This window comes from uncultured Serinicoccus sp., assembly GCF_947500995.1.
Taxonomy (GTDB): domain Bacteria; phylum Actinomycetota; class Actinomycetes; order Actinomycetales; family Dermatophilaceae; genus Ornithinicoccus.
The window spans coordinates 95,367-112,383 of the sequence record NZ_CANMUA010000001.1 but is presented as its reverse complement, the minus strand read 5'-3'; the positions used below and the strand labels follow the sequence as shown (position 1 = coordinate 112,383).

Genomic DNA, 17,017 nt, shown 5'->3' with positions numbered 1-17,017 from the left:
TGACCTGCGGTGACACCGATGACACCGGTGACAGACGTCATGGCCACGCGGCCACCCCGGTGGCAGAGTGGAGGCATGAGCCCCAGGAAGTCCGGCACCGACGCGTGGGGCCGCTGGGGGTGGCTGTTCGGCGCGATCTGGCTCGTGTTCTTCGCCTTCCCCGTCACCTACATCTGGACCGCCGACGGGTCGATGGTCTGGCGCCTGGCCGCGACGGCGGTCGTCGCGGCCTTCATGGTCGCCTACGTCATGACCGTGCGTCTGTCGACGCACCTCGTCTCGGCCGGGGAGTACGCCCGCGCCGCCCGTGGTGGCCGGGTCGGACTGGTCGCCATGGTGGCCACCGCCCTCGTGCTGGCGGCGCTGATCGGCCCCAACGCCCTCACCGCCTTCCCGTTCATCGTGGCCGTGCCGGTCTTCTTCCTGCCCTGGCGCGCCATGTGGACGACCTCGGTGACGCTCTTCGCGGTGGGTGTCGTCTCGAGCACGGTGGCCTGGGGACTGTCCCGCACCGTGATGTTCTGGGGCATCGCCCTGCTCGTGCTCGCGACGAGCGTGCTGTCCCGCCACCTCGAGGAGAGGCAGGAGTCGGCGCGTGAGGTCGAGGGGCAGCTCGCCCTCACCGAGGAGCGCGAACGGGTCGCGAGGGACGTCCACGACGTGCTGGGTCACTCGCTCACCGTGGTGACGGTCAAGACCGAGCTGGCCCAGCGGCTCATCGACGTCGACCCGCAGGCGGCGAAGCAGGAGCTCGCCGAGGTGCAGGACCTGTCGCGGCAGGCGCTCGCGGAGATCCGCGCGACCGTCGGCGGGCTGCGGGTGGCGCGCCTGGCGGACGAGCTCGAGGCGGCGCGGGTCGCCCTGGCGGGGGCCGGGATCGAGATAGAGGTATGCGGCTCGGTCACCGACGTCGACCCCCGGCACCGCATCACGCTGGCCTGGGTCCTGCGGGAGGCGGTGACCAACGTGGTGCGGCACAGCGGCGCGAGCCGGTGCACCGTGGAGCTCGGGGAGTCCTCGCTGCGGGTGGTCGATGACGGTGTGGGCGGGGGAGTCGTCGAGGGGAACGGCCTGTGCGGTGCGGGTGAACGGGTGCGTCAGGCGGGTGGGCAGCTGAGCCTCGGTGCGGGTCGGCACGGCGCGGGGACGGCTCTGGAGGTGCGGTGGTGATCCGGTTGCTGCTGGCGGACGACCAGGCCCTGGTGCGGGGGGCGCTGGCGGCGCTCCTGGACCTGGAGCGCGACATGCAGGTGGTCGCGCAGGTGGGACGCGGGGACGAGGTCGTGGAGGCGGTGCGCAGCGCGTCGCCCGACGTGTGCCTGCTCGACATCGAGATGCCAGGACGCGACGGCATCGGTGTCCTCGAGGAGCTGCGCGAGCGAGGTATGCCGACCCGCTGCCTGGTGGTGACGACGTTCGGCAGACCCGGCTACCTGCGGCGGGCGATGGACGCGGGGGCCAGCGGCTTCGTCGTGAAGGACACCCCCGCGCCCGAGCTGGCCGAGGCGGTGCGGCGGGTGCACGCCGGGGTCCGCGTCGTCGACCCGGCGCTGGCGACGGAGTCGCTGCTCGGTGGGCCCAACCCGCTCACCGAGCGTGAGCGCGAGGCCTTGCGCGCCGCCCTGGACGGCGCGCCCGTCCAGGTCATCGCCGGCCGGCTGTACCTCTCGCCCGGGACGGTGCGCAACTACCTCTCCTCCGCGATCGGGAAGACAGGCACCACCACCCGGGTGGAGGCGGCGAAGTTCGCCGAGGACCGCGGCTGGCTCTGAGGCCGCCCGCTCAGCGGTCGTTGCTGTAGAGCCGGTTCGTCGAGGTCACCACCTCCAGGGGAGTCGCGGGGCCGTCGATCGTCACGGTGCTCGGTATGGTGCTCCACTCACCGCCGTCCACGCTCACCTCACCGCCGTACTCGACGGAGATGTAGGGCCCGACCTCGGCGGCAGCGGCGTACTCGTGGGTGATGTCGCCGTCGGGGTAGGGGCCACCCAGGCTCGTGGTCGGGCCGATGGTCGTCCCGTCCCCGGTGACGTAGGTGGCCCCGACGAGGGTCGGTCGGATCCGCACCTCGTGGCCGATCAGCGTCGTGACGTCGACCTCCTGCGGCTCGAACCCTCCCTCCGGCCAGGCCAGCTCGAAGTAGACCGGCAGGTTGACCAGCGTGCGGTTGCCCGGCGGCTCCATCACCGTCTGCGGCAGCGCGAACTGGGTGCGGTGGAACTGCTCGATGATCATCGCCTCGGTGAGCTCCTGCGCCGGCGCCCCCGAGCGGGCTGGGACCTGAGGTGTGTGACAGGTCAGTCCTACGAACTGCCAAGTGCCGGAAGGGCCGTCGTCCGAAGTCACTTCACGCCGCATGACTCGTGATAGGGGACCGGGTGAACCGGGTTCGAATGTGGCGCATTGATCTAGTGCCGCCTGGCATATTTCTAGACGAGGATTCTCTGGATCATTCTGTGGACAGTTGATTACTGCCACATACTCATACCAGGACGTCGTTTCCTCGGGTGTCACACCGGGAGGAAACTGGTTGGCTAGTTCTGCGACTTCGGGAGGAGTGAGCCACCCTGTTGCGATTCCGCCACCATCGCATATTCCTCCAAAGAAGCCGCCTCCAGGTCCGGGGCACACTGGATCGACACCCGGGGGTGCAGTGAGGACCGTAGCAACCACTAGAAGGGGGAGCGCTGCCCAGGCGGGCGTCATGACTGGAGGACCTGAATTTCTTCGATCCGCCAAGACGAGGACCAGACTAGAGTGACGAGGATCTCTCCCGAGACGCGCTCCTCTGCATCTTCTGTTCGCTGCTCGACGTCAATACTGACTCTGGCGCCATCAGGAGTGAGGAGGCCATTTGGTGCAGAATAGCTTAGGTAGTCCTCCCCTGGCTGTCCACCAACGGGAATGGTTCCGATCAACTGCGAGCATGAATCGCAACTGTCAGTACCGAAGTCCTTCAGCGGCTCGCTATCGCCGGAGGCGAAACTAGCGTTGTAGGTGTCCAGGTAGTGAGTGACAAAGGCCTCCGCACCCTCCTCTGTCTGCTCCTCCGCCTCGGCCGGCATCTCCGGAGGCCCGCCATCGTCCGGCTCTTGCGTCTCGTCCTCGGTCTCGACGGGCTCCGAGGTGACGGCCACGTCCTCGGGCTCCTCCGTCGCCGTCGTGAGAGCGTCCTCGGACGTGGGCATGGGGGAGGGCTCGCTCTGATCCGTGCAGGCGGGGAGCAGCGCCAGGCTGGCAGCGGCGGCGATGATGATGGCGGTGCGTCTCACGGCATACCCCTTCGTGCTCCTGCAGTCGCGACTCCCCAGCGACCGTGGTCTGGCCCCAGTCTGCCCCAGCTCGGACCTCCAGAACCGTTGTCCACAGTAGAGACTGCGACCCGATCTGACCAGACCTCGACGACCCTCAGAGCGCAAGATCCGCGCCGTTCCGGGCTTCGCGCCGACCTACCCACAGCGCGACACGCGGGCCCCTTGCATCTAGTAGCCTACTGACCTACGCTCCCCATATGTAGTAGTTACAAGCCTGTGGTTCGTCCACATCTTGTGCACAACCGGGTGGCCTGTATGCACACGTCATCCACATACAGTCCCCAGACCCACCCACAGAGCGCCCCGTCCAAGGGGCGTTCGCGCCGCGCTGCCGCGAGACCGAAGGAGGCGAGTGATGCACTGCCCGTTCTGCCGTCATACCGACTCCAAGGTCGTCGACAGCCGCGTCCAGGAGGAGGGGACCGTCATCCGCCGGCGTCGCCAGTGCCCCGAGTGCGGGCGCCGCTTCGGCACCGTCGAGACCGCCACCCTCTCGGTCATCAAGCGCTCTGGCGCGACCGAGCCGTTCAGCCGCGACAAGGTCATCTCCGGCGCCCGCAAGGCGTGCCAGGGACGCCCCGTCTCCGACGCCCAGCTGCAGCTCCTCGCGCAGCAGGTGGAGGAGTCGATCCGCTCGCTCGGTCAGGCCGAGGTGGACGCGCACGAGGTGGGACTGGCGATCCTCGAGCCGCTGAAGGCGCTCGACGAGGTCGCCTACCTGCGCTTCGCGTCCGTCTACCAGGCGTTCGACAACCTCGACGACTTCGAGTCGGCCATCACGCTGCTGCGCTCCGAGCGCGACGTGGAGACCGCCTCACCGGGGCAGGCGCCCTAGATCCGGGTATGTCAGTACCCACCGCTTGACTTACATCAGCACCTCCGAGCACCACACCACACACAGGGAGAGCTAGTCATGACAGAGACGACCGGGGCGAAGACGCGCGCACGACGGGGCGGCAAGGGCCTGACTATCGAGCGCATCTTCACCACGCCTGGTGTCCACCCCTACGACCAGGTGACCTGGGAGAAGCGGGACGTCGTCCAGACCAACTGGAAGACCGGCGAGACGATCTTCGAGCAGCGTGGTGTGGAGTACCCCGACTTCTGGTCGGCCAACGCCTCGACCATCGTCACGACGAAGTACTTCCGCGGCGCCGTCGGCACCGACGCCCGCGAGACCGGCCTCAAGCAGCTCATCGACCGCGTCGTCCTGACCTACGTCAAGGCGGGCAAGGAGCACGGTTACTTCGCGACCGACGAGGACGCCGAGATCTTCGAGCACGAGCTGACGTATGCCCTCGTGCACCAGGTCTTCTCGTTCAACTCTCCTGTGTGGTTCAACGTCGGCACCCAGAGCCCGCAGCAGGTCAGCGCCTGCTTCATCCTCTCGGTCGACGACTCGATGGACTCGATCCTCAACTGGTACAAGGAGGAGGGCTTCATCTTCAAGGGCGGCTCGGGCGCCGGCCTCAACCTCTCCCGCATCCGCTCATCCAAGGAGCTGCTGTCCTCCGGCGGCACCGCCTCCGGCCCGGTCTCCTTCATGCGCGGCGCCGACGCCTCCGCGGGCACCATCAAGTCCGGTGGCGCCACCCGTCGCGCGGCCAAGATGGTCGTCCTCGACGTCGACCACCCCGACATCGAGGAGTTCATCGACACCAAGGCGCGCGAGGAGGACAAGATCCGCGCCCTGCGTGACGCCGGCTTCGACATGGACCTCGGCGGCAACGACATCGTCTCGGTGCAGTACCAGAACGCCAACAACTCGGTCCGCGTCTCCGACGAGTTCATGCGCGCGGTCGAGGAGGAGGCCGAGTTCGGCCTGACCTCCCGCAAGGACGGAACCGTCGTCGACACAGTTGATGCACGGCACCTCTTCACCAAGATGGCGCAGGCCGCCTGGGAGTGCGCGGACCCGGGCATCCAGTACGACGGCACCATCAACGACTGGCACACCAACCCGGAGACCGGCCGCATCACCGCGTCCAACCCCTGCTCCGAATACATGTCGCTGGACAACTCCAGCTGCAACCTCGCCTCGCTCAACCTCATGAAGTTCCTGCGCGAGGACGACACCTTCGACGTGGAGACCTACCAGAAGGTCGCCGAGCTGGTCATCACCGCGATGGACATCTCGATCTGCTTCGCGGACTTCCCGACCGACCCGATCGGCGAGACCACCCGGAACTACCGCCAGCTCGGCATCGGCTACGCCAACCTCGGCGCGCTGCTCATGGCGACCGGTCACGGCTACGACTCCGAGGGTGGCCGCGCGCTCGCCGCGTCGCTGACCTCGCTGCTCACCGGCGCTGCCTACAAGCGCTCCGCCGAGCTCGCCGGTGTCGTCGGTCCCTACAACGGGTATGCCCGCAACGCCGACGCGCACAAGCGCGTCATGCGCAAGCACCAGGCGGCGAACGACGAGATCCGCACCCTTCACACCATGGACTCCTCGGTCCACAAGGCCGCGACCAAGGCCTGGGACGCCGTCGTCAAGACGGGGGAGAAGAACGGCTACCGCAACGCGCAGGCCTCCGTGCTCGCCCCGACCGGCACCATCGGCTTCATGATGGACTGCGACACCACCGGCATCGAGCCCGACTTCTCGCTGGTGAAGTTCAAGAAGCTCGTCGGTGGCGGCTCGATGCAGATCGTCAACCAGACCATCCCGCGGGCACTCAACCGCCTCGGGTATGCCGACGAGACCATCGAGGCGATCGTCGAGTTCATCGCCGAGAAGGGGCACGTCATCGACGCCCCGGGCCTCAAGCCCGAGCACTACGAGGTCTTCGACTGCGCGATGGGCGCCCGGGCGATCCGCCCCATGGGCCACGTGCGGATGATGGCCGCGGTGCAGCCGTTCCTGTCCGGTGCCATCTCCAAGACGGTCAACCTGCCGGAGTCGGCGACCGTCGAGGACATTGCCGAGGTCTACCTCCAGGGCTGGAAGCTCGGCCTCAAGGCGCTCGCCGTCTACCGCGACAACTGCAAGGTCGGCCAGCCGCTGTCCGACGGCAAGGCCGACAAGGAGAAGAAGGCCGACGAGGTCGAGGCTCCCGTCGAGAAGGTCGTCGAGTACCGCCCGGTCCGCAAGCGGCTCCCCAAGCGCCGGTCCAGCCAGACCACGAGCTTCGCCGTGGGCGGCGCGGAGGGCTACCTCACCGCCGGCACCTACGAGAGCGGTGACCTGGGCGAGCTGTTCCTCAAGTTCGGCAAGCAGGGTTCGACCCTGGCCGGTGTCATGGACGCCTTCTCCATCGCGGTGTCGATCGGGCTGCAGTACGGCGTGCCGCTGGAGACCTTCGTCGAGAAGTTCACCAACCTGCGCTTCGAGCCGGCCGGTATGACGGACGACCCGGACGTGCGCATGGCGCAGTCGATCATGGACTACGTCTTCCGCCGCCTGGCTCTGGACTACCTGGACTTCGAGACCCGCTCGTTCATGGGCATCCACACCGCGGAGGAGCGGGCCCGCCAGCTGGAGACCGGGTCGTACGCCCCGCTCGAGCCGTCGAACGACGACGACGACTACGAGGACGAGCTGGAGAACTACAGCCAGACCGCCGCCACCACGCCGGCCAAGAAGGCCGACAAGGTGGAGAAGGCGGCCGACCAGCCCGGTGCCGGTGCCGCGGGCGCTCGCAAGGTCGACGCGGAGATCCACTCCTCGGCCGAGCTGCTCGAGCAGTTCCAGGGCAAGGTCGCCGACGCCCCGATCTGCATGACCTGCGGGACGAAGATGCGTCCGGCTGGCTCGTGCTACGTCTGTGAGGGCTGCGGGAGCACCAGCGGTTGCAGCTGAAAGTCAGACCCGCCTAGAAGGTATAGGGGTTGTCGAAATATCGACAACCCCTATACCTATCTAAACAGGCCACTGAAGACCGAGTAGTCAGAGTGCAGATGTGCGGTGGGTCAGTGCCGAAGCGAATGGTGTGCTTCGTGTCCAGTGCGGGCGAAAGTGTCGCTAGGCTGGCTTTCCTGCCTACGGCCACCCCACCACGCATGCTCGTTCGGAGTGTGCTCAACCCGAGTCGAGCAGGAGATGCTGTCCTGGAATGTAGTTTGGCCGCGCGTGACCACGCCTTGGGTCCGACCGGGGGCCAGCAGGAATAGCACAATGTTGGCAAGTGCAGTCCTGCCATATACACTCACGCAGGCGCACGTGCGTCACCGGGCTATTCGACCCCCACAGGCTAGGAAGACTATGAGCACACCATCGCACCCACCGACCGAGACACCCCGTGACGCGAAAGCTCGCGCCAAAGCGGAGAAGGCGTACAAGAAGGCGCAGCGGCCCTGGTACAAGAAGAAACGGTTCGTTATTCCGCTGGGACTAGTTGTACTCATCGCCCTGATCTCAGCGCTGGGTGGTGGGGAGGACGTGTCAGACAGCGCAACGACGCCCAGCTCGTCACCGACGCAGTCGCAAGAGGCCCAGCAACCGGCCGACTCTGAGGAGCCTTCTGGGTCCGAGGACCCCGTCGAGTCTGAGGAGCCCGACGAGTCAGAAGAGCCGGTCGAGCCCGAGGAGTCGACTCCGGCAGCGATTGAAGCCACGGCTCAGGAGATGATTGAGGCGCTTGAGGGAAATGCGCTCAATGCCCGAAACACCTACGAGAACCAGCGCGTCACTGTCAGCGGCTTCGTGGGGGGCATCGACTCTTCCGGAAACTACTTCGCACTGGATCCTGAGCCCGACGCATTTATTCTCACAGGCATCCAGGTGCAGACTAGCGAAGAGTTCTTGGACCAGGTGGCCGCCCTCAGCGCCGGTCAAGAGGTCACCGTCACCGGTACGGTAACGGGGGTCGGTGAGGTCCTGGGTTACTCGATCGAGGCCGAGAGCATCGACCAGTGACCGCGGGACGGTAGACGCCCCAATGTATGCGACAGCGGCCCCGACAGGCATCCGTCCAGTCGGGGCTGCTGCGCGACAATTCTCAGTGTGTGTCTTCTTGATCTCTCCGGCCGTCGTTGCGGCGCCGGGCTAATGTGCAGGTGCTAGTTCTTCCGTCGTCAGAACGCCCCCTCAACGGTGGTGTTGCCGAGCTAGTCCTGATGGAGGGCCCGCCATGTCGATCGGTCTGACAAGCTGAAGCCATGCAGGAGGGTATCTATGAACGTCTGGTGACAAAGCTTCTGGAAGATCAGCTCCTTGATGAGGCTTCGGCTGCGGCCCGCACCGAGTCAGTCGAGGAAGCGGAGCAGCCAGAAGTGCTGGCACGCCACGTGGCTGATGTCCTTCGAGACGTCTTGCGATACCTTCGCGAAGATGCGCGGGTCGATCTGGTCAATCGTGTCGTCGACGAACTCGCGAGCGAGCGGGCGGTTCATCGACCGGTTCGACATCTTGTGAGTGTGCGGGCGTCCGTCGACGAGCCCGAGCGTCCCCGCCCCGCGACACCTCTCAGCAACGCCGCCCTCCTGACCAATGTCAAAGGGGAGCCAAGCCTCGGTGCCGAGATCCGGGCCGAGCTCGGGTCGGCCGATCAGGTGGACCTGTTGTGCGCCTTTGTGAAGTGGCACGGCCTTCGGGTTATCGAGGAAGACCTACGAGCACTCAGAGACCGCGGAGCTCAGCTGCGAGTCATCACGACGACCTACATGGGCGCGACCGAGCGCCGTGCCGTGGACCGACTTGTCCAAGACTTCGGCGCAGAAGTCCGCATTCACTTCGACGAAGCCAAGACTCGGCTCCACGCCAAGGCCTGGATGTTCCACCGCAGCACCGGTTACGACACGGCATACGTCGGCTCGTCAAACCTCTCCCGTAGCGCCCTCCTCGATGGGCTCGAGTGGAACGTGCGGCTGTCTCGCGTGGCGACGCCTCACCTCATCGAGAAGTTCTCGGGCACCTTCGAGACCTACTGGAACGATCCGAGCTTTGTGGCGTATGACCCGAGCGACGTGGCAGCCCGGGACCGCCTCGACGAGGCGCTGGCAGGTGCGGGTGGAAAGATCCGACCCGACACAGGGTGGACCTTGTCCGGCCTCGATGTGCGGCCCTACGCATACCAACAGCACATCCTCGATGCGCTCGAGGCGGAGCGACAACTGCACGAGAAACACCGCAACCTGGTTGTCGCGGCGACAGGTACAGGAAAGACGATCATCGCGGCGTTGGACTACCGCCGGTTCGCCGACTCCTCCACCAAGCGCTATCCCACGCTTCTCTTCGTGGCTCATCGCAAGGAGATCCTGGAGCAGTCGCGACGCGCCTACCAGGAGGTGCTGGCGGACGCTTCTTTCGGTGAGCTCTATGTCGATGGCGCGCGGCCCGAGCGCTGGCAGCACGTCTTCGCGAGCATCCAGTCGCTGAACTCCTATGGGGTGGGAAACCTCGATCCGAGCCACTTCGACGTCGTCGTCATCGATGAGTTTCACCACGCTGCAGCCAAGAGCTACCAGGACATCCTCAGCCATCTGCAGCCACGTGAGCTCCTGGCGCTGACCGCCACTCCCGAGCGCACCGACGGCTTCGACGTCCGTGCCTACTTCGACGGGCGCACCGCCGCTGAGCTGCGCCTATGGGAGGCGCTTCAGGCCGGCATCCTCTGTCCGTTCCACTACTTCATGGCTTCGGATGGCACTGACCTCAGTGACATCAGCTGGGTCAGGGGCGCCTACGACGAAGAGCAGCTCAGCCAGCTCTACACCGGCAATGAGGCGCGGGCCCGCATCATCCTGCGAGAGCTGGGAGACAAGGTCCTCGATGTGCACGGTATGCGGGCGCTCGGATTCTGCGTCGGTGTTCAGCACGCCGCATACATGGCCCAGGTGTTCACCGAGGCAGGCATCCCTGCACAGTCAGTCAGTGGCGCCACTCCGAGAGTTCAGCGTGAGGCGGCCCTCAGCGACCTGCGAGCTGGCCGACTCAACATCCTCTTCGCCGCCGACCTCTTCAACGAGGGCGTCGATCTACCCGACGTCGACACGCTGCTTTTCCTGCGCCCCACCGAGAGCGCTACGGTCTTCCTTCAGCAGTTGGGCCGGGGGCTTCGGCAACGGCCGGACAAGCCCGTCCTCACGGTCCTGGACTTCGTGGGCAACCAGCGCAAGGAGTTCCGGTTCGACGCCAAGCTCGCGGCGTTGACTGGGCGCCCCCGACGGCGCCTGACCCAGGACCTCGAAGACGGCTTCCCTTATCTCCCCAGTGGCTGCCAGATCGTCCTCGATCGCCGCGCGCAGGAGGCCGTTCTCACCAGCCTGAAAACTCAGCTCAGCGCTCGGTGGACGCATCTCGTCAACCAACTCCGGGCCAGCGGGCAGGACACCTCGTTGCGGACCTTCATCGACGACTCCGGCTACTCGCTCTCCGACATCCTGCGGAGGGGACAGAAATCGTGGACCGAGCTGAGGCGAGACGCCGGGCACCTGCAGAGCTCGCCCAGCCAGGTAGAGGTCACGCTCGCAAAGCGCATCCGAGCGCTTGCCCATGTGGACGACCCCGTCCGGCGCCAAGGGTATGAAGCTGTGCTGGCCCACCCGGATCGAACGGGTTTGTCGCCGGTGGAGGAACGCCTTGCGGAGATGCTCTTCTTCACCTTGTGGCCGGACGGTGGAGGGCATGACTCCGCGCGCGCGGGACTCAGTGAGCTGGCCCAGGTCCCCGACCTTGTCGATGAAATGCAGGCAGTGATTGAGATCGCTTTCGACGAAGCGGAGCGACCGGTGACGCCCACTCCTGGCCCGCTGGCGCAGGTGCCGCTCCGGGTGCACGCCCGCTACCAGCGAGAGGAAGTGCTCGCGGCGCTCGGCTACGCCTCGCTGAACCGCAAGCCCAACTCGTTCCGCGAAGGTGTGCTCTTCGTCCCTGAGCTCAACGCCGACGCGTTCTTCATCACCCTACGCAAGACGGAAGAGCGCTTCTCACCAACCACGATGTACCGCGACTACCCGATTAGCCAGCAGCTCTTTCACTGGGAAAGCCAGTCGACGACGACCGAGCGGTCCAAGACCGGCCAGCGCTACCTCAACGGCACGAGTACGGTCCTGCTTTTCGTCCGTGAGGAGCAGAAGGACGACTTCGGAACGAGCCCTTACCTCTACCTCGGCCCTGCCACCTACGTTTCCCATCGGGGTGAGCGCCCGATCGCTGTGACGTGGAAGCTTGCGCGGCCGATGCCGGCCGACCTCTTCGCGGCCGCGACCGTGGCGGCGGGGTAGGGGCCCGACGAGCGTCACTCAGCTCATGGGCGCGACCAGTGCTGATAGACCTGATGGCGCTCACCCGCGGCCCCGGTGCGGTACATGTCGCCCACTTCGCGCGTTTGAGCGTTCACGACCAGCGCGGCCGTTCTCCGAGTTCGAGGTGTGCCGTCTTCTCCGATGCTTGCTCAGAGGACATAGTGCGCAATGAGTGAGTCGAGCCGGCGGACGTCGATGCCCTTGCGCAGACTCACCTTGACGTGGCCAGCGCGGGTCCATAGCTCCATTTCGGCATTGTTGTCGAGCATGCCGGCGTTCTCGGAAGACCACATGTGGATGGAAGAGTAGGGGAGGGAGTACACCTCGACCTTCTTTCCGGTGAGGCCTTGAGCGTCCCGGACCATCAGTCTTTTCGTCGTGAAGATGGCTGAGTCTCGGAACGTCTTGTACGCCGCCACCGCCTTCTCGCCCGGGGTCAACAACTGCTGGACGTCGTTGGGGATGGGGCACTCCGAGATGAGCGTCCACGTGAGTATGGGGGTGGTCTCCAATGTTCCTCCTCTGGACAGGGTGGTCCAAGAATGACAACCCTGTCAGATGAGGGGGCTGATTGCTCGCGTCCCTAGGCCACGCCGACGCTGGCGGCCTCGATGGCCTCGGGGGAGAGCGCATGCTCGACGGCCATGGTGGCGGCGCCCAGCACACCCGCCTGCGCCCCCGCCTTGGACGCCACGATCCGCAGGTGCTCGGTCGCCAGCGGCAGCGACCGCTGGTAGACGATCTCCCGGATCCCCGCGAGCAGGTGCTCGCCGGCCTCGGCCAACCGGCCGCCGATGACGACGACCGAGGGGTTCATGAGGTTCACCATGGTGGCCAGGACCTCGCCGATGTCCCGCCCCGCGCGCCGGACCTCCTGCACGGCCGCCTTGTCGCCGGCACGGACGAGCTCGACCACCCCTGCGGTGGAGTCCACCGCGAGTCCGCCAGCAGCCAGCGCCCCCGCCAGAGCAGGCCCGGCCGCGATCGCCTCGAGGCAGCCCTCGTTGCCGCACCGGCAGATGACGCCGTCGCCCGAGCTCACCCGCACGTGCCCGAGGTCGCCGGCCGTGCCCTGAGCCCCCCGCTGCAGCCGTGAGCCCGAGATGATCCCGGCGCCGATGCCGGTGGCCACCTTGACGAAGATGAGGTCCGCGACGTCGGGGAGGAAGGTGCCCTGCTCGCCGAGCGCCATGATGTTGACGTCGTTGTCGACGAGGACCGGCACGGGGTAGGTCCGCTGCAGGTGGGCGGGCACGTCATACCTGTCCCACCCGGGCATGATCGGCGGGTTGATCGGCCGCCCGCTGGAGTGCTGCACCGGCCCCGGCAGCCCGATCCCCACCGCCGCGAGGTCTGCGGCCGGCCGTCGCGTCTCCGCCAGCAGCTCACCGATCGCCCCGGTCACCCAGCCCAGCACCACGTCCGGCCCGTCGGCCACGTCGAGGGCGGCCTGGCGCTCGCCGAGCACGGTCCCGCCCAGGTCGGTCAGGGCCGCCACGGCATGCGTCGCGCCGACGTCCACCCCCGCGACGACCCGCGCGGCGGGGTTCATCGCGATGAGCGCGGGGGGCCGCCCACCGGTCGAGCGAGCCCCACCCACCGGCGCCACGAGGCCCATCCGCAGCAGCACGTCCACCCGCGCCGCGACGGTGCTGCGCGCCATACCGGTCTCCTCGGCGAGCTGCGCCCGGGTCCGGGGTCGACCGTCCCTCAGCAGCTCGAAGACATCGCTGGTGCGCACCACGGAAGTGAACCACGGGACTTCGACACGCTCAACAGGCAACTTCTGCCGGACTATCGACAAAAGTGCTCGAGGCGTGCCATAGTCCTGAGCGTGACGTCCAACGACGCCGTCGCACCGACGGCCAGCACCCCAACGCAGCCCGTCCTGCGGGCCACCGGGCTGACCAAGCGCTTCTTCGGCAACCCCGTCCTCGAGGACGTGACCCTCGAGCTGCACCCCGGTCAGGTCCACGGCCTCGTGGGGGAGAACGGCGCCGGCAAGTCCACCCTCATGAAGGTCCTCGCCGGCGTGCACCAGCCCGACGAGGGCACCGTCGAGATCGACGGGCAGGCCCAGCAGTTCTCCCACCCCATCCAGGCGCAGCAGGCCGGCCTGTCGACGGTCTTCCAGGAGTTCAACCTCCTCCCGGACCGCACGGTGGCCGAGAACATCTACCTCGGGCGTGAGCCGCGCCGCGGCCCGCTCGTCGACACCGCCGCGATGCGCCGCGACACCAGCGAGCTCCTCGACGGCCTCGGCGTCACGGGTCTCGACCCCGACCGCACCGTGCGCTCGCTCTCTGTCGCCGAGCAGCAGATCGTGGAGATCGCCAAGGCGGTGAGCTACGACTCGCGCATCATCTCCATGGACGAGCCGACCGCCGCGCTCGCCGACCACGAGGTCGAGCTGCTCTACGCCATCATCCGCCGGCTCCTCGACCGCGACGTCGCCATCCTCTACGTCTCCCACCGGCTCAAGGAGATCTTCGACCTCTGCGACACCATCACCGTCCTCAAGGACGGCCAGCAGGTCACCACGCAACCGGCGTCCGAGCTCGACGAGGGCGCCCTCGTGCGCCTCATGGTCGGCCGTGAGATGTCCGCCTTCTTCCCCCAGCCCACCCCCGGCACCGAGGTGGGGGAGCCGCTGCTCACCCTCTCCGGCTCCGGCAACGGGTATGTCGACGGCGTCGACCTCACGTTGCGCGCCGGGGAGATCGTCGGCCTGGCCGGGCTGCAGGGCTCGGGCCGCACCGAGCTCGTCGAGTCCATCTTCGGCGTCACCCCGCTCACCCGCGGCACCCTCACCCTCGACGGCGAGACCACGATGATCTCCTCGCCCCGCCAGGCCATCCGCCGCGGCCTGGCGCTCATCACCGAGGACCGCAAGGCCAAGGGCCTCGCGCTCGGCCAGTCCGTCCTCGACAACGCCCTCGGCGTCGTCCGCTCGGTCTTCCCGGGGCGCACCGGGGAGGCTCGCACGAGCATGCCGGGGGTTCTCTCCTCCCTCGAGGTCGCCGCCCGCTCGCTGGACCAGGAGGTGCAGTTCCTCTCCGGCGGCAACCAGCAGAAGGTCGTCCTGGCCCGGTGGCTCTCGGTCGACCCGCGGGTCATGCTCATGGACGAGCCCACCCGCGGCATCGACGTCGGCGCCAAGCACGCGATCTACGAGCTCATGCGCGGCCTGGCCGCCGACGGCGTCGGCATCCTCATGGTCTCCAGCGAGCTGCCCGAGGTCATCGGCATGTCCGACCGCATCCTCGTCATGCGCGACGGCCGCCTGGCCGGGGATCTGCCCCGCGGCGCCACCGAGGAGGACGTCCTCGCCCTCGCCACCGGCGCCGACGAGCACGAGGAGGTCGTGGCGTGAACGCGCTCGCCCGCCTCCGGCCCACCCACCTCACCAGCACCGGCATCGTCTACCTCGTCCTCGTGCTGGTCCTCGTCCTCGGCGCGGTCATCACCGCCGCGGCGGGCCGCAACTTCTTCAGTACGGGCAACATCTCGGCGATCCTCACCGGCACGAGCATCCTGGGCTTCATCGCCATCGGCCAGACCCTGGTCATCCTCGCCGGCAGCCTCGACCTGTCGGTGCCCTATGTCGCCAGCCTCGCCAGCCTGCTCGGCGGCGTGACGATGGCCGGGCAGACCTGCAACATCCCCTTGGCCGTCATCACCGCCCTCGGCGTCGCCGCCCTCATCGGCCTGGTCAGCGGCCTCGTCGTCGCCTACCTTCACGTCCACGGCTTCATCGCCACCCTCGGGATGGGCCTCATCCTCTCCGGCTACCTCGGCACCAACTTCAAGGGCTCGGCCGGCTCGGCGCCGCGCGACTTCCGCCTCATCGGCGCCCTCAACATCGGCCCGGTGCCGCTCTCGACGATCATCATGCTCGTCTGCGCCGTGCTGGTCATCCTCCTGCTGCGCCGCACCCGTGTCGGCCACCACCTGTATGCCGTCGGCGGCAGCAAGGACGTCGCCCGCCTCTCCGGGGTCCGCACCCAGCCGCCCATCGTCCTGGCGCACGTCCTGTGCTCGGTGCTCGCCGGGATGGCCGGGTTGCTCCTGCTGGCCCGCCTGTCGGTCGGCAGCCCCACCATCGGCACCCAGGGCGGCTACGACCTCATGTCCATCGCCGCGGTCGTCCTCGGCGGCACCGTCCTCGCCGGCGGCAAGGGCAACATCCTCGGCACCCTCGGCGGCGTCGCGATCTTCGCCGTCATGGACAACGTCATGGGCGTCATGCAGCTCAACGCCTTCCTCCAGGACGTCGTCCGCGGCCTCGTCATCGTGCTCGCGGTCGCGGTCTACGCCCGCCGCAACGCCGACCTGCGCCCGGCCCGCTTCGACCGGTCCCGGGCGCCACGGCATACCCCGGCCCCGACCACCGCGGGAAGTGCCGCATGACCACCGCCGACGCGACCACGATCCGGGGCACCACCCTGCCGATGAGCGAGGGCGGCACCCTCGGACGCCTCGGGCGCGCCCTGCGCACCCCGGGCGGGGCGGTCTTCGTCCTCGTCGCGGTGCTGCTGATCTGCGTCATCGTCGCGAACCCCAACTTCGGCGAGCCCGGCTCGCTCATCCGCTTCATCGGCCGCACGGCACCCATCGCCATCGCCGCGATGGGGCAGTACTTCGTCATCGTCTCCGGCGAGTTCGACCTGTCGATGGGCTCGGTCGTGACGATGCAGGTGGTCCTCGCGGGCAACTTCATCGGGCAGGACGAGAGCCGGGTGCTGCCCGTCATGCTCCTCATGGTCGTCCTGGGCGCCCTCGTCGGCGTCGTCAACGGGCTCGCGACCACCCTGCTCAAGGTGCCCAGCTTCATCGTCACCCTCGGCACGATGCTCGCGCTCTCCGGTCTGGTGCTCTACCTCACCGGCGGCGCCGCGACCGGCAACCCGGTCGACTCCTTCCGCCAGATCGGCCGCGGCGGCATCGAGGGCGTCCTGGTCCTCGAGGTCATCCCCTACCCGGCGATCATCCTGCTGGTCCTCGCGGTCGCCGCGGTCTGGCTCATGCGCCGCCCCTTCGGCCGCACCCTGGTGGCGGTCGGCGACAACCCGCAGGCCGTGCACCTGTCCGGCTCGGCGACCTGGGGGCTCAAGACCCGCGCGTTCATCCTGTCCTCCCTCGCCGCGACCGTCGCCGGCATCATCCTCGTCGGGTACGCCGGGGTGCACCCCTCCGTCGGACAGGGCTACGAGTTCACCGCGATCACCGCGGTGGTCGTCGGCGGTGTCGTGCTCGGCGGCGGGCGCGGCTGGGTGCTCTCGGCCGCCGCCGGCGCCTTCGCCCTCGAGCTGCTCTTCACCCTGCTCAACTTCGTCGGGGTCGCCTCGACCTGGAGGGACACCGTGCAGGGCGTCATCATCATCGTCGCCGTCGCGGTCGGGGCCCGCGCCTGGCAGGGCGGGCGTCGACGACGCAGCGCCGAACCGACCACCCCCGGTGCCGAGCCACGGCATACCGGGACACCCACCACCCCGCCCGACCCGGGCACCACCTAA

Annotated in this window: 13 protein-coding genes; 9 read left to right on the top strand and 4 right to left on the bottom strand. The window is 67.7% G+C overall.

The window, feature by feature from the left end; translation table 11 throughout:
* The first annotated feature begins 75 nt into the window (after nt 1-75).
* Both Q0967_RS00435 and Q0967_RS00430 read left to right on the top strand, forming a co-directional pair.
* Nucleotides 76-1,170 (top strand): sensor histidine kinase, encoded by a 1,095-nt coding sequence (locus Q0967_RS00435; RefSeq protein WP_298747943.1) that lies wholly within the window; start codon nt 76-78, stop codon nt 1,168-1,170.
* Complete coding sequence (locus Q0967_RS00430) at nt 1,167-1,772, top strand: response regulator transcription factor (RefSeq protein ID WP_298747946.1); 606 nt, start codon at nt 1,167-1,169, stop codon at nt 1,770-1,772. The genes Q0967_RS00435 and Q0967_RS00430 overlap by 4 nt, the downstream gene beginning before the upstream one ends.
* A 10-nt stretch (nt 1,773-1,782) precedes the next feature.
* On the opposite strand, the gene Q0967_RS00425 is transcribed toward Q0967_RS00430, so the two are convergent.
* Together Q0967_RS00425 and Q0967_RS00420 are read right to left on the bottom strand one after the other, a co-directional pair.
* On the bottom strand, nt 1,783-2,235 hold the full coding sequence (locus tag Q0967_RS00425; RefSeq protein ID WP_298747949.1) for a hypothetical protein: 453 nt from the start codon (nt 2,233-2,235) through the stop codon (nt 1,783-1,785).
* Between the two features lie 467 nt (nt 2,236-2,702).
* Nucleotides 2,703-3,272, bottom strand: coding sequence for a DUF6318 family protein (locus tag Q0967_RS00420; RefSeq protein ID WP_298747952.1), 570 nt, complete (start codon nt 3,270-3,272; stop codon nt 2,703-2,705).
* Nucleotides 3,273-3,669: 397 nt separating this feature from the next.
* Between Q0967_RS00420 and nrdR the strand changes: the two genes are divergently transcribed.
* The 4 genes from nrdR to Q0967_RS00400 all read left to right on the top strand — a co-directional run bounded on the left by nrdR (nt 3,670) and on the right by Q0967_RS00400 (nt 11,480).
* On the top strand, nt 3,670-4,149 hold the full coding sequence (nrdR, locus tag Q0967_RS00415) for a transcriptional regulator NrdR (protein WP_298747955.1): 480 nt from the start codon (nt 3,670-3,672) through the stop codon (nt 4,147-4,149).
* 78 nt (nt 4,150-4,227) lie between these two features.
* Nucleotides 4,228-7,116, top strand: coding sequence for a vitamin B12-dependent ribonucleotide reductase (locus Q0967_RS00410; RefSeq protein WP_298747958.1), 2,889 nt, complete (start codon nt 4,228-4,230; stop codon nt 7,114-7,116).
* A 402-nt stretch (nt 7,117-7,518) separates the two neighbouring features.
* Entirely contained in the window at nt 7,519-8,172 is a 654-nt protein-coding gene (locus Q0967_RS00405) for an OB-fold protein (RefSeq protein ID WP_298747960.1), read from the top strand.
* A 242-nt stretch (nt 8,173-8,414) separates the two neighbouring features.
* Complete coding sequence (locus Q0967_RS00400) at nt 8,415-11,480, top strand: DUF3427 domain-containing protein (protein ID WP_298747964.1); 3,066 nt, start codon at nt 8,415-8,417, stop codon at nt 11,478-11,480.
* Between the two features lie 170 nt (nt 11,481-11,650).
* On the opposite strand, the gene Q0967_RS00395 is transcribed toward Q0967_RS00400, so the two are convergent.
* Together Q0967_RS00395 and Q0967_RS00390 are read right to left on the bottom strand one after the other, a co-directional pair.
* Nucleotides 11,651-12,013, bottom strand: a complete 363-nt coding sequence (locus Q0967_RS00395) for a PH domain-containing protein (RefSeq protein ID WP_298747967.1) — start codon at nt 12,011-12,013, stop codon at nt 11,651-11,653.
* A 71-nt stretch (nt 12,014-12,084) separates the two neighbouring features.
* Nucleotides 12,085-13,242 (bottom strand): ROK family transcriptional regulator, encoded by a 1,158-nt coding sequence (locus Q0967_RS00390; RefSeq protein ID WP_363321976.1) that lies wholly within the window; start codon nt 13,240-13,242, stop codon nt 12,085-12,087.
* A gap of 93 nt (nt 13,243-13,335) precedes the next feature.
* Here Q0967_RS00390 and Q0967_RS00385 point away from each other — a divergent pair, with 93 nt between their 5' ends.
* The 3 genes from Q0967_RS00385 to Q0967_RS00375 are packed head-to-tail and all read left to right on the top strand — an operon-like array spanning nt 13,336 to nt 17,017.
* On the top strand, nt 13,336-14,874 hold the full coding sequence (locus Q0967_RS00385; RefSeq protein WP_298747973.1) for a sugar ABC transporter ATP-binding protein: 1,539 nt from the start codon (nt 13,336-13,338) through the stop codon (nt 14,872-14,874).
* Nucleotides 14,871-15,911, top strand: coding sequence for an ABC transporter permease (locus Q0967_RS00380; RefSeq protein WP_298747975.1), 1,041 nt, complete (start codon nt 14,871-14,873; stop codon nt 15,909-15,911). Before Q0967_RS00385 ends, Q0967_RS00380 begins: the two co-directional genes overlap by 4 nt.
* The gene (locus tag Q0967_RS00375; protein ID WP_298747977.1) at nt 15,908-17,017 is read left to right on the top strand and encodes an ABC transporter permease; all 1,110 of its coding nucleotides are present in this window, start codon (nt 15,908-15,910) and stop codon (nt 17,015-17,017) included. The genes Q0967_RS00380 and Q0967_RS00375 overlap by 4 nt, the downstream gene beginning before the upstream one ends.